12 protein-coding genes and 2 tRNA genes are annotated in these 11,635 nt (G+C 71.8%); 11 read left to right on the forward strand and 3 right to left on the reverse strand.

Annotation, left to right across the window (positions count from 1 at the left end):
* Window positions 1–92 precede the first annotated feature (92 nt).
* The 5 genes from ABZ374_RS00580 (at window position 93) to ABZ374_RS00600 (ending at window position 3,926) form a co-directional block, all read left to right on the forward strand.
* A complete protein-coding gene (locus tag ABZ374_RS00580; protein WP_360304548.1) occupies window positions 93–848 on the forward strand; it encodes a glucose 1-dehydrogenase in 756 nt (251 codons plus the stop codon).
* Between the two features lie 115 nt (window positions 849–963).
* Window positions 964–1,740, forward strand: a complete 777-nt coding sequence (locus ABZ374_RS00585; protein WP_360304550.1) for a glucose 1-dehydrogenase — start codon at window positions 964–966, stop codon at window positions 1,738–1,740.
* 58 nt (window positions 1,741–1,798) lie between these two features.
* A complete protein-coding gene (locus ABZ374_RS00590) occupies window positions 1,799–2,560 on the forward strand; it encodes a glucose 1-dehydrogenase (protein WP_360304552.1) in 762 nt (253 codons plus the stop codon).
* A gap of 144 nt (window positions 2,561–2,704) precedes the next feature.
* Window positions 2,705–2,777, forward strand: a tRNA-Ala gene (locus tag ABZ374_RS00595).
* Between the two features lie 165 nt (window positions 2,778–2,942).
* Window positions 2,943–3,926, forward strand: a complete 984-nt coding sequence (locus tag ABZ374_RS00600) for an SDR family NAD(P)-dependent oxidoreductase (protein WP_360304554.1) — start codon at window positions 2,943–2,945, stop codon at window positions 3,924–3,926.
* A gap of 20 nt (window positions 3,927–3,946) precedes the next feature.
* Here the strand turns inward: ABZ374_RS00600 and ABZ374_RS00605 are convergent, their stop codons facing one another.
* On the reverse strand, window positions 3,947–4,408 hold the full coding sequence (locus tag ABZ374_RS00605; protein ID WP_360304556.1) for a nuclear transport factor 2 family protein: 462 nt from the start codon (window positions 4,406–4,408) through the stop codon (window positions 3,947–3,949).
* Complete coding sequence (locus ABZ374_RS00610) at window positions 4,396–5,034, reverse strand: HD domain-containing protein (protein ID WP_360304558.1); 639 nt, start codon at window positions 5,032–5,034, stop codon at window positions 4,396–4,398. The genes ABZ374_RS00605 and ABZ374_RS00610 overlap by 13 nt, the downstream gene beginning before the upstream one ends.
* A 130-nt stretch (window positions 5,035–5,164) precedes the next feature.
* On the opposite strand from ABZ374_RS00610, the gene ABZ374_RS00615 reads away from it, so the two are divergent.
* The 3 genes from ABZ374_RS00615 (at window position 5,165) to ABZ374_RS00625 (ending at window position 7,033) form a co-directional block, all read left to right on the forward strand.
* Window positions 5,165–6,124, forward strand: a complete 960-nt coding sequence (locus ABZ374_RS00615; protein WP_360304560.1) for a DJ-1/PfpI family protein — start codon at window positions 5,165–5,167, stop codon at window positions 6,122–6,124.
* A gap of 48 nt (window positions 6,125–6,172) precedes the next feature.
* On the forward strand, window positions 6,173–6,949 hold the full coding sequence (locus ABZ374_RS00620; RefSeq protein WP_360304562.1) for a rhomboid-like protein: 777 nt from the start codon (window positions 6,173–6,175) through the stop codon (window positions 6,947–6,949).
* A gap of 11 nt (window positions 6,950–6,960) precedes the next feature.
* Window positions 6,961–7,033, forward strand: a tRNA-Ala gene (locus ABZ374_RS00625).
* A gap of 58 nt (window positions 7,034–7,091) precedes the next feature.
* On the opposite strand, the gene ABZ374_RS00630 is transcribed toward ABZ374_RS00625, so the two are convergent.
* Complete coding sequence (locus ABZ374_RS00630; protein WP_360304564.1) at window positions 7,092–8,276, reverse strand: epoxide hydrolase family protein; 1,185 nt, start codon at window positions 8,274–8,276, stop codon at window positions 7,092–7,094.
* 62 nt (window positions 8,277–8,338) lie between these two features.
* Here ABZ374_RS00630 and ABZ374_RS00635 point away from each other — a divergent pair, with 62 nt between their 5' ends.
* The 3 genes from ABZ374_RS00635 to ABZ374_RS00645 all read left to right on the forward strand — a co-directional run bounded on the left by ABZ374_RS00635 (window position 8,339) and on the right by ABZ374_RS00645 (window position 11,598).
* Window positions 8,339–9,316 carry a YafY family protein gene (locus ABZ374_RS00635; RefSeq protein WP_360304566.1) on the forward strand — a complete coding sequence of 326 codons (978 nt, stop codon included), beginning with the start codon at window positions 8,339–8,341 and terminating at the stop codon, window positions 9,314–9,316.
* 123 nt (window positions 9,317–9,439) lie between these two features.
* Complete coding sequence (locus tag ABZ374_RS00640; RefSeq protein WP_360305443.1) at window positions 9,440–10,789, forward strand: glutamine synthetase family protein; 1,350 nt, start codon at window positions 9,440–9,442, stop codon at window positions 10,787–10,789.
* Between the two features lie 149 nt (window positions 10,790–10,938).
* On the forward strand, window positions 10,939–11,598 hold the full coding sequence (locus tag ABZ374_RS00645) for a lysoplasmalogenase family protein (protein ID WP_360304568.1): 660 nt from the start codon (window positions 10,939–10,941) through the stop codon (window positions 11,596–11,598).
* Window positions 11,599–11,635 lie beyond the last annotated feature (37 nt).

Raw genomic sequence — 11,635 nt, forward strand, 5'->3', positions numbered from 1 at the left:
GGCGAGGGCGGTGCGGCCGGACCCGGTGCGGAGGACTGGGTCCGGCCGGGCTGCTTGTGCGGGCGGGGTTCGGCGATGCGGAGGTGGTCGGTGTGGTGGATCTGACGGGCAAGGTGGCCATTGTCACCGGGGCGGCGCGGGGGCAGGGGGAGGCCGAGGCGCGGTTGTTGGCCGCGCGTGGGGCGAAGGTGGTGGTGACGGATCTGCTCGCGGACGAGGGGGCCCGGGTCGCCGCCTCGATCGGCGCGGCGGCACGGTTCGTGCGGCACGACGTGTCCGATGCCGGGGACTGGGCGGCGGTCGTCGAGGTGGCCGTGCGGGAGTTCGGCGGGGTGCACGTCCTGGTGAACAACGCGGGCATCCTGTGGACCAAGCCGATCCTGGAGGAGACGGCCGAGGGGCTGGATCGCATCCTCAAGGTCAACCTGTTCGGCGCCTTCCACGGGATCCAGGCGGTGGCTCCGTCGATGCGGGCCGCCGGCGGCGGGTCGATCGTGAACATCTCTTCGCTCGCGGGCCTCCAGGGCATTCCGGGGCACGCGGCCTACGGGTCGTCCAAGTGGGCGATGCGGGGGCTGACCAAGACCGCCGCGCTGGAGTTGGGCGAGTACGGGATCCGGGTCAACTCGGTGCATCCCGGGGCCGTGGACACGCCGATGATCGGCAATCGATTCAGGCGCGGTGCGGGCAACTTCCCGACCGTGCCGCTGCGTCGGGTCGGGGAGCCGGAGGACGTCGGGGAGTTGGTGGTCTTCCTCGCGTCGGACGAGTCCTCGTGGATCACCGGGACCGAGTTCGTCATCGACGGCGGCTCGATGGCGGGCATCGTGCCGCCGGTGCGGGGGTAGCGGGAGCGGCGGGCGGTGGCCGTCCGGCAACCGTTCTTTTGTTCGCCGATTTGCTTAGTTGTACTATGCAAATGCGAGCCGAGAAGTCGGCAGGCACAGATCGAAGGAACGCATCATGGCTGAACTCCAGGGCCCCAACCTGACCGACAAGGTCGTCATCGTCACCGGTGGCGCCCGTGGGCTGGGTGCCGCCGCGGCCGCGCAGATCGTCGCGGGCGGCGGGTGGGTGGTGATCACCGACCTGTTGGACGAGGGTGCCGACACGGCCGCCGCGTTGGGCGCGAACGCGCGCTTCCACAAGCACGACGTGACGAGCCCGGAGCAGTGGCAGGCGGTCGTGGACTTCACGATCGCCGAGTTCGGCCGGGTCGACGGGCTGGTCAACAACGCGGGTGTGTCCACCGGCGCGATGTTCGACACCGAGACGCTCGAACACTTCGAGTTCGTGATCAAGGTCAACCTGACCGGCGTCTGGCTGGGCATGCAGGCGGTCATCCCGCACCTCAAGGCGGGCGGCGGCGGCTCGATCGTCAACATCTCCTCCGCCGCCGGCCTGATGGGCCTGGCGATGACCGGCTCCTACGGCGCGTCCAAATGGGCCGTGCGCGGCATGAGCAAGGTGGCCGCGGTCGAGCTGGGCACCGCCGGGATCCGGGTCAACTCGGTGCACCCCGGCATGGTCTACACGCCGATGACCTCGTCCGTGGGCATCCGGGCGGGCGAGGGCAACTACCCGAACACCCCGATGGGCCGGGTCGGCGAGCCGAGCGAGATCGGCTCCGCCGTCGCCTTCCTGCTCTCCGACGCGGCGTCCTACGTGACCGGCGCGGAGCTGGCCGTGGACGGCGGCTGGACCACCGGGCCGACGGTGAAGTACGTGATGGGCGGCTGACCCGGATGGGAGCCGTGTCGTCGCAGCGTTCGCATCGATCGAGGAAAGGTGACATCCCATGGCGGATCTGACCGGCAAGGTCGCGATAATCACCGGCGCCGCACGCGGGCAGGGCGCGGCCGAGGCCCGGCTGTTCGTCGCGAGCGGCGCCCGGGTCGTGCTGACCGACCTGTTGGTGGAGGAGGGTGAACGGGTCGCCGCCGAACTCGGCGACGCCGCGCGCTTCGTCCGGCACGACGTGTCGGATCCGGCGGACTGGGCCGAGGTGGTCGCCGTCGCCGTCGCCGAGTTCGGCGGCCTGGACATCCTGGTCAACAACGCCGCGATCTACTGGACCAAGGGCTTCGCGGACGAGACGCCCGAGCGGGTCGAGCGCATCCTCCGGGTCAACTTCTTCGGCGTCTGGCACGGGATGCAGGCGGTGCTGCCCGCGATGAAGGAGCGGGGTGGCGGCTCGATCGTCAACATCTCCTCGCAGGCCGGACTGGAGGGCATGCCCGGGCACGCGGCCTACGGCGCGACCAAGTGGGCCGTCCGCGGCCTGTCCAAGACGGTCGCCCTGGAGGTCGGTGAGCACGGCATCCGGGTCAACTCGGTGCACCCGGGCACGATCGACACCCCGATGATCGCCGCGGTCGGCCTGGAACAGGGGTCGGGCAGGTTCCCGTCCGTGCCGCTGCGCCGGATCGCCGCGCCGGAGGAGGTCGCCGAGGTGGTCGCCTTCGTCGCCTCCGACGCGGCGTCCTACCTGACCGGCACCGAGCTGGTCGTGGACGGCGGGGCGATGGCCGGGATGGTCCGGCCCGCAGGCAGTTTCTGAGCCGACACCGGGGTTCGCGGAGCGCCTCCGCGGACCCCGGAGCGGCCCGGGAGCGGCCCGGGGAAAGGCGTTTGGATGCGGCCCGGGGGAGCGTGTAAAGTACTCGTGGTCGAGCGGGTGAGCCCGCCGGCCGAGATAAACAGCGGGGCTGTAGCTCAGTTGGTAGAGCGCTTGCATGGCATGCAAGAGGTCCGGAGTTCAATTCTCCGTAGCTCCACAGACAGGACCGCCTCCCGGATTCGTCCGGGAGGCGGTCCTTTTCGTATGCCGTCGCGGCCGGTGTCGGAGCGGTCGGTCCGGTGGCTGCCGATCGGGCGGAAATAGTGTGAAAGCCCCGTACCGGGCATTGTCTCTCCGTGACTGCGACGAAGGTGAGCGTGCGATGACGGAGAGTCGGTTCTGGGAGCGGGCGATGGACCGGGCGATCGTGCCCGGATACAGCCGGATCGGGTACGGGGTGCGCCGGCGGGCCGGGCTGCCCGCCGACCCGGAACCGGCCGCACTCAAGGGGCGGACCGTCGTGGTGACCGGGGCGTCCGCCGGCATCGGCGAGGCGGCGGCGACCGGCCTGGCCCGGCTCGGCGCGACCGTGGTGCTGGTCGGCCGCGACGAGGAGCGCACCGAGGCGGCCCGCCGACGGGTGGTGCAGCGGGTCCCGGGCGCCGAGGCGACCGTGCGCCGCTGCGATGTGGGCAGCCTGCCGGACGTGGCCCGGTTCGCCAAGGAACTGCGCTCCGAACACGGCCCGCTGCACGCCCTGGTGCACAACGCCGGCGCGATGTCCGCGACGCGCGCCGAGACCGCCGAGGGGCACGAACTGTCGCTGGCCGTGCACGTGCTCGGGCCGCACCTGCTCAGCCGCCTGGTGGCCGCCGACCCCGCGTCCTGCGCCCGGGTGGTCTGGTTGAGCTCGGGCGGGATGTACACCCAACGGTTGCCGGTGGACGACATCGAGTACCTGCGCGGCCCGTACAAGGCGGCCGTGGCGTACGCGCGGACCAAGCGCATGCAGGTGGTGCTGGCCGAGCTGTGGGCCGAGCACCTGGGCACCGGCGGCCCGGTCGTGCACGCCACCCACCCCGGGTGGGTGGACACCCCCGGCCTGCGCGCGTCGATGCCGACCTTCCGCCGGCTGACCGCGCCGCTGCTGCGCACTCCGGAGCAGGGCGCGGACACCGTGGTGTGGTTGTGCGCGGCCGACGAACCGGGCGGCAGCACCGGCCTGTTCTGGCAGGACCGGACCCCGCGACCGACGCACTACCGGCCGGCGACCCGGGAGAGCCGACCGGACCGGGCCTGGTTCTGGCGACGCTGCCAGGAACTGACCCACCCGTGGGCCGGGGAGTGCGGCGGCCGCGCGGACTAGACGCGCGGCCCCCGGCGTGGTCAGGCGAGGGGAAAGGTCAGCCCGTGCTCCTCGATCGGGCGCGGGCCGTGGATGCGGCGGTCCGCCTCGGTGATCACCACGTCGTTGATGCTCGCCTCGCGCCGACGCATCAGACCGTCCTCGGTGAACTCCCACAGCTCGTTGCCGTAGCTGCGCACGAAGCGTCCCGCGCCGTCGTGCCACTCGTACCGGAAACGGACCGCGATCCTGTCGTCGGTGTACGCCCACAGCTCCTTGCGCAGCGCGTAGTCGTGCTCGCGGGCCCACTTCTCGGTCAGGAAGGCCACGATCGCCGGGCGCCCGGTGACGAACCGGTCGCGATTGCGCCAGACCGAATCGGGCGTGTAGGCGAGCGCGACGCGTTCGGGGTCGCGGGTGTTCCAGGCGTCCTCGGCGGCCTGCACCTTGGCGCGGGCCGAGGTCTCGGTGAACGGGGGCAGCGGCGGCTTCACGCGGACCACCCCGACTGCTCGATCACGTCGACGAAGTCGGTCCGCTCGAAGCCCGGTACGAACCGGGCGAGTACGTCGGCCTTGACGTTGCCGAACGTGGTCTGCGGGCGGTGTTCGACGCCCTCGGTGAAGGCCCGCAGGATCCGCCGCTCGAAGTCCGGGCGGGGATGTGCGGCGACCACGGCGGCGCGCGTCTCGGCGGGGAGGTCCGCCAGGCCCAGGCCGAGCACGTCCAGCTCGACGCCGGCGGTCACCAGGGCCACCTCGGGCTCCATCCGGGCGGGGATCCCGGGTGTGGTGTGCAGCGCGATCGCGGTCCAGACGATGCGCGCGCGGTCGGCGGGCAGGCCGTGCCGGAGCAGGAAGTCGCGGGCGGCGTCGGCGCCGTCGAGCTCGAAGCGCTGCTGCGAGGTGCGATATTCGGCGGTCAGCCCCAGGTCGTGGAACATCGCGCCGACGTAGAGCAGTTCGGGGTCGAAGTCCAGGTCCAGGCGGCGCCCCCGGAGTGCGCCGAAGAGATACACGCGGCGCGAATGGTCGTACAGCAGTGGGTCGGCGACGTCCCGGATCAGCTCGGTGGCCTCCTTGGCCAGGGCGCTGTCGGGGATCTCCACGTCGGCGATGCGCTCGGACATGGCAACGGTCCTTTCCGATGGAGGGAGGGGGGAACGGCTCAAGCCTGCCGCTCGGGCCCGGGTCGCGGCCATGTCCATTCGGACGGCGATCCCTCGGATTCGGACACGGCTCGCGGGTAGCGTGGGAGGCATGCAACGCAGGAATGTGACGGTGCTCGCGTACGACGGGGTCCGGCTGATGGACGTGACCGCGCCGCTGGAGGTGTTCGGCACGGCCGAGCGCCTGGGCGGCGCCTACACGCTGACCCTGTGCTCGCCGACCGGCGAGCCGGTGACCACGTCGGCGGGCACCCGGCTGCTGGTCGACGCGGCCGCGACGGAGATCGACGGCGCCCACACGCTGGTCGTGCCGGGGTCGGTGGACTTCCCGCAACACGCGCCGTCGGCCCGGCTGCTCGACGCGGTGACCACGCTCGCCGCGACCTCCGGGCGGATCGCGTCGGTGTGCACGGGCGCGTTCCTGCTCGCCCGGGCGGGGCTGCTCGACGGGCGGCGGGCGGTGACGCACTGGCGGCACGCGGCGATGCTGGCCCGGCGCCATCCGAGCGTCTCGGTCGAGCCGGACGCGATCTTCGTCCGGGACGGCACGGTCTACACGTCCGCCGGGGTGACCGCCGGCATCGACCTCGCCCTGGCCCTGGTCGAGGCGGACGAGGGCGCCGACCTGGCCCGCGAGGTGGCCCGCGACCTGGTGGTGTTCCTGCGTCGACCGGGCGGCCAGTCGCAGTTCTCGGTCCCCTCGCGCGCCCGGGCCGGCCTCGACGATCCGCTGCGCCCGGTCCTGGACGCGGTCGCCGCGGACCCGGCGGCCGACCACTCGTTGCCCGCGCTCGCCCGACTGGGCGGCTTCAGCCCGCGCCACCTCACCCGGCTGTTCCACGAGCGGGTCGGCTCGACCCCGGCGGTCTACGTGGAGGCCGTGCGGATCGAGGCGGCCCAATCCCTGCTGGCCGCCGGCGCCACCGTGACCGCCGCCGCCGCGCACAGCGGCCTGGGCAGCGACGAATCCCTGCGCCGGGCGTTCCTGCGCCGGCTGGGCATCACCCCCTCCGCCTACCGCGCCCGCTTCCGCAGCACGATCGGCGGCTGAGCCGGGCGGAGAAGATTCGCGCGCGGGCCGCGGGGGCACCGGAGCCGGGTGACCGTCGCACTCGGGCTGAGCCTCGCCATCGCCTGGTACGTGTTGCGCGGCCTCGCCCGTCGCTGGGCCTGGGCCCGGCGCTGCGTGCGGGTGCTGAGCCCGTGGACCGCCCGGCTGCACGCGTGGGTGTTGTCCGCGCCGGTCACCTTCACCTACATCGCCATCTTCACCGCGTCCACGGTCGTGCAACGCACCTCGCCGCCCCGGCTGATCGACCTGCTCACCAAGCTGAACAGCACCAACCTGCTCCGGCTCGGCGACGATCCGCTGGAGGCGCTGCTCACCAGCGCGTTCTGGGTCGCCGACCACGGCTCCGGACTGGCCACCTACATGGTCGTGTTCGGCACGATCGTGGCGTGGGCGGAACGCCGCTACGGCTCGCCCAGGATGTTGCTGATCGGCGCGAGCGGCCACGTGTTCGGGTCGCTGCTGACCGCCGCGGTGGAGAAGGGCGCGATCGAGGCGGGCCGACTCCCGCACAAGATCGCGTTCGCGACGGACGTCGGGGTGAGCTACGTCGAGGTGGGCTCGTGCGCGGCGGCGGTGCTGATCATGTCCGGCTGGGTCCGACTCGCGGGCACGGCGGTGATGTTCGTCTCGGTCGGCCTGCCGGTGATCGTGGACCACACCATCTGGGACCTCGGGCACCTGTTCGCGACGCTGTGCGGCCTCACCGCCGCGGTGCTGCTGCGGGCGGTCGGGCCGCTGCGCGCGCCGCCGCCGCTGCGCACCCCCTTGGTCGTGAGCACTGCGGGCGACCCGGTAGACTTGTGACGTATTCACGCGGGGCTGTAGCTCAGTTGGTAGAGCGCTTGCATGGCATGCAAGAGGTCCGGAGTTCAATTCTCCGTAGCTCCACCGCAATCCCGAAGGCCGCTTCCTCCAGGAAGCGGCCTTCGGTCGTTTCGGACGGCCCCTAGGACACGTCCCGGCCGTCCGGACCCGTGAAGAACTCCCGGACGTCGCCGATCAGCAGTTCCGGCTGCTCCAGCGACAGGAAGTTGCCACCACGCTCGAACTCGGTCCAGCGCACCACGTGGTGGTCGCGCTCGGCGAAGCGGCGGATCGCGACGTCCTGGGGCAGGGCGACGGCCACCGCCGTCGGCACGGTGCCGCGCTCCCTGGGCGCCCACGCGCTCGGGTCGTGCGCCATCTCGTAGTAGAGGTTGGCCGAGGAGCCCGCCGTGCCGGTGAACCAGTACAGGCTGACGTTGGTGAGCAGGGTGTCCCGGTCCACCGCGTCCTCGGGCAGCGCGCTCGCGGTGTCCGTCCACTCCTTGAACTTCTCCACGATCCAGGCGAGCTGACCGACCGGGGAGTCGTGCAACGCGTGGGCGAGTGTCTGCGGCCGGGTCGACTGGATCGCGTTGAAGCCCATCTTGTCGTCCCGGAACTCCTGGAGCCGGGCCAGCCTGGACTGCTCGCTCTCGGTCAACCCGGCGAAGTCGGCCGGGTCCTCGGACGGGAAGGTGACCAGGCCGTTGACGTGGATGCCGATCACCCGCTCCGGCGCGATCCGCCCCATCTCGGCCGCGATCCACGCCCCGCCGCCGTTGCCCTGCACGCCGTAGCGCGAGTAGCCCAGGCGGGCCATCAGCTCGGTGAAGGCACCCGCGATCCGGCCGGTGTTCCAGCCCGGCCCGGACAGCGGGCCGGAGAAGCCGACACCGGGCGTGTCGGTGACCACGACGTGGAAGTCGCGCGACAGCGGCTCGATCACGTCGACGAACTGCACGAACGAGCCCGGCCAGTCGTGGATCAACAACAACGCGGGGGCGTCCGCCCGGGCCGAGCGCACATGCGCGAAGTGGATGTCCTGACCGTCGATCCCGGTGAGGTACTGCGGGAAGGAGTTCAGCCGGGCCTCCGCCTTGCGCCAGTCGAAGTCGTTCGCCCAGTACGCGGCCAGATCCCGCAGGTACGGCGTCGGCACGCCACGCGTCCACTCGGGCACGCCCGGGACGTCGGCGGCCCAGCGGGTGCGGGTCAGGCGCTCGCGCAGGTCGTCCAGATCGGCCTGCGCGATCCCGATCCGGAAGGGGCGGATCGTGTCGGCGGTCGCGGTGGCGGTCTCGGCTGCGGTGTGGCTGCTGTTCTCCATGAGTGGAACAGTAGGATCCCAATAGGAATGCTTCGATCCTATTGGGGCGGCAGGCTGCGAAAATGTTGGAAACCTCGGCACGTTTGTTGCGCCTGTTGTCCCTGCTCCAGACGCCCCGCGAGTGGCCCGGCTCGGAACTGGCCGACCGCCTGGGCGTGACCGGCCGCACGATCCGCAAGGACGTCGAGCGGCTGCGCGAACTCGGCTATCCGGTCGACGCCACCCGGGGGTCCGCCGGCGGCTATCGGCTCGCCGCCGGTGCCGCGATGCCGCCGCTGCTCCTGTCCGACGACGAGGCGGTGGCGGTCACCATCGGCCTGCGCACCGTCGCCCAGGGGGCGATGGCGGGCATGGAGGAGACCTCGATACAGGCACTGGCCAAGCTGGAGCGGGTGTTGCCGGCGCGGCTGCGCCGACGGGTGCGCACGTTGCAGCAGTACGCGGTGCCGGTACCCGCGGATCGGCCCTCCGCCAAGGTGGACACCGACGTGCTCACCGTCCTGGTCGCGGCCTGCCGGGACCGCGAGCGGCTGCGGCTGGACTACCTCGACCACGCCGGCGCGGGCACCGTGCGCACCGTCGAGCCGCAGCGGGTGGTCAACTGGGGCCGCCGCTGGTATCTGGTCGCCTGGGACGTGGACCGCGCCGACTGGCGCACCTTCCGGGTCGACCGGATCACCCCGCGCACCCCGAACGGGCCCAGGTTCGCGCCGCGCGAGGACCCGGACGGCGACGCGGCCAGGTACGTGGCCGGCAAGGTCTCCGCGGCGGCCTGGCGACATCGCGCCCGGGTCCTGGTGCACGCGCCCGCCGCCGACGTCCTGGACCGGATCAACCCGGCCGTGGGCACGGTCGAGGCGATCGACGCCGACACCTGCGTGCTGGACACCGGCGCCGACTCGCTCGACACCCTGGCCGTGCACCTGGGCCTGCTCGGCCACGACTTCACCGTCACCGACCCCCCGGAACTGGTCGCCCATCTGCGTGCCCTGACGGACCGCTATGCCCGCTCGACCCGCGCGGACGCACCGGCCCCGTGAAGCCGCGACGGCGGCGGTCGTGTCCTCGACCGGCTCGGTTTCGCGTCGGCCCGCCCGGCGAAATCCCCCGCCCGGCACATCGAGTGCGCTTGGATGGCCGGAACCGACGGGGAGGCGTGGATCATGCTGGAGATCGAGCGGTTGCGGGAGTTGGTCCGGGCGCGCGAGGTGGACACCGTCGTGGTCGCGTTCACCGACATGCAGGGGCGGTTGCAGGGCAAGCGGTTGTCCGCCCGCTTCTTCCTGGAGGAGGTGCTCGAACACCACACCGAGGCGTGCGACTACCTGCTCGCCGTGGACGTCGATCTGAACACCGTCGACGGCTTCGACATGAGTTCGTGGGATCGCGGCTACGGCGACTTCGTGCTGCACGCCGACCTGCGCACCCTGCGCCCGGTGCCGTGGAATCCCGGTGCCGCGCTGGTCCAGGCGGACCTGAAGTGGGGCGACGAACGCCCCGTGGCCGCGTCGCCGCGCCAGATCCTCAGGGCGCAGACCGAGCGGCTCGCCGAGCGCGGCTGGACCGCGATGGTCGGTACCGAGCTGGAGTTCTGCGTCTATCGGGACACCTACGAGGAGGCATGGCACCGCGCCTATCGCGACCTGACCCCGGCCAACCTCTACAACGTCGACTACTCGATCCTGGGCACCGGTCGGATCGAGCCGCTGCTGCGCCGGATCCGCAACGAGATGTCCGACGCGGGGATGTACGTGGAATCCGCGAAGGGCGAGTGCAATCTCGGCCAGCACGAGATCGCCTTCCGCTACGACGAGGCGCTGCGGACCTGCGACAACCACAGCGTCTACAAGACCGGGGCCAAGGAGATCGCCGCGCAGGAGGGGATGAGCCTGACCTTCATGGCCAAGCCCAACGCGCGCGAGGGCAATTCGTGCCACATCCACCTGTCGTTGCGCGAGGAGGCGGACGGCCGGCCGCTCCTGGCCGGCTCGGGAGCGCACGGACTGTCCCGGCTCGGCAGCCAGTTCCTGGCCGGGCAGCTCGCCGCGCTGCGCGAGTTCACCCTCCTGTACGCGCCCAACATCAACTCCTACAAGCGCTACCAGCCCGGCACGTTCGCGCCGACCGCCGTCGAGTGGGGCATCGACAACCGCACCTGCGCGCTGCGCCTGGTCGGCCGAGGTGCGGGCCTGCGGGTGGAGAACCGGGTTCCCGGCGGCGACGTGAACCCCTACCTGGCGGTGGCCGCGATGATCGGCGCCGGGTTGTACGGGATAGACCACTGGCTGGAGCCGGCCGAGGCGTGCGCGGGCAACGCGTACGCCTCCGACGGGCAGCACGTGCCCACGTCGCTGCGCGCGGCGCTGGAGCTGTGGGAGAAGAGCACGCTCGCGCTCGAGGTGTTCGGTCCCGAGGTCGTCGAGCACTACGCCAACGCCGCCCGGGTCGAACTCGCCGCCTACGACGCGGCGGTCACCGACTGGGAATTGTTCCGGGGCTTCGAACGCATGTGAGGACGGCCCGGTCGGCGGGGTTCGGGAGCGGGCGCGGACCGCTCCCGAGGCCCCGGGTGATCACGATTGAGGTCTTTCCCGTCACGGTTGCGTGACGGGTCGAACGAGTGGGCGAATGGTCCGGTTTCCGGCCAGTAGTGTCGCCGGACGTGACCCTCACCGCAGTACTCGTGCTGGTGCTCGCGAGCCTGCTCGCGGTCGCCGACTGGGTGGCCGTCGCCCGGGAACGTCTCCCGCTCGATCGGCTCCCCCTCGATCGCCTCCTGAAGGCCGCGGTGATCTGTGCCCTGCTGGTCGCCGTCTGGTCGTTCGACGACGTCGACGGGGCACTGCGCGCGTTGTTCAGCGTCGCGCTCGCGTTGTCGCTGCTGCGCGACCTGCTCGCCCCGCGCTGGTTCGTGGCCGCGGTGGTGGCCTCGCTGTTCGCCCACATCGGCTACGTCGCGGGTTTTCAACGCATGGGGTGGTCCTGGCTGTGGGCCGCGGCCGGCATCGTGGTCGTGCTGTTCGCGGCGGGTGCCTACGCGGTGCGTCTGGTCACCGGCGCGCGCGAGAGCGCGCCCACGTACATCGGCATGGTGCTGCTCTACGTCGGCGTGGTCTCGTTGATGGTGGTCGCCGCGGCGGCCACCGGTCGACCGAGCGCGGTGGCCGGCGCGTTCCTGTTCTACGTCTCCGACACCCTGGTCGGCTGGAACCGGTTCCGCGCCCCGACGCCGTACGCGCCGGTGCTGATCGTGGGCGCCTACCACCTCGCCCAGATCCTGCTGGTGTTGTCGTTGTCCACCGGGCCCGCTCCGGGACTGTGACCGAGGCGGCCCGGATGTCGCCCCCGGATCGAACCGG

It is taken from the genome of Embleya sp. NPDC005971 (assembly GCF_040629175.1).
Taxonomy (GTDB): domain Bacteria; phylum Actinomycetota; class Actinomycetes; order Streptomycetales; family Streptomycetaceae; genus Embleya.

Bases quoted from the DNA above. Each gene is read 5' to 3' on its own strand.
- ABZ374_RS00600 (WP_360304554.1), top strand. From the start codon at position 2,943: ATGACGGAGAGTCGGTTCTGGGAGCGGGCGATGGACCGGGCGATCGTG.
- ABZ374_RS00590 (WP_360304552.1), top strand. From the start codon at position 1,799: ATGGCGGATCTGACCGGCAAGGTCGCGATAATCACCGGCGCCGCACGC.
- ABZ374_RS00615 (WP_360304560.1), top strand. From the start codon at position 5,165: ATGCAACGCAGGAATGTGACGGTGCTCGCGTACGACGGGGTCCGGCTG.
- ABZ374_RS00630 (WP_360304564.1), bottom strand. From the start codon at position 8,276: ATGGAGAACAGCAGCCACACCGCAGCCGAGACCGCCACCGCGACCGCC.
- ABZ374_RS00585 (WP_360304550.1), top strand. From the start codon at position 964: ATGGCTGAACTCCAGGGCCCCAACCTGACCGACAAGGTCGTCATCGTC.
- ABZ374_RS00635 (WP_360304566.1), top strand. From the start codon at position 8,339: ATGTTGGAAACCTCGGCACGTTTGTTGCGCCTGTTGTCCCTGCTCCAG.
- ABZ374_RS00640 (WP_360305443.1), top strand. From the start codon at position 9,440: ATGCTGGAGATCGAGCGGTTGCGGGAGTTGGTCCGGGCGCGCGAGGTG.
- ABZ374_RS00610 (WP_360304558.1), bottom strand. From the start codon at position 5,034: ATGTCCGAGCGCATCGCCGACGTGGAGATCCCCGACAGCGCCCTGGCC.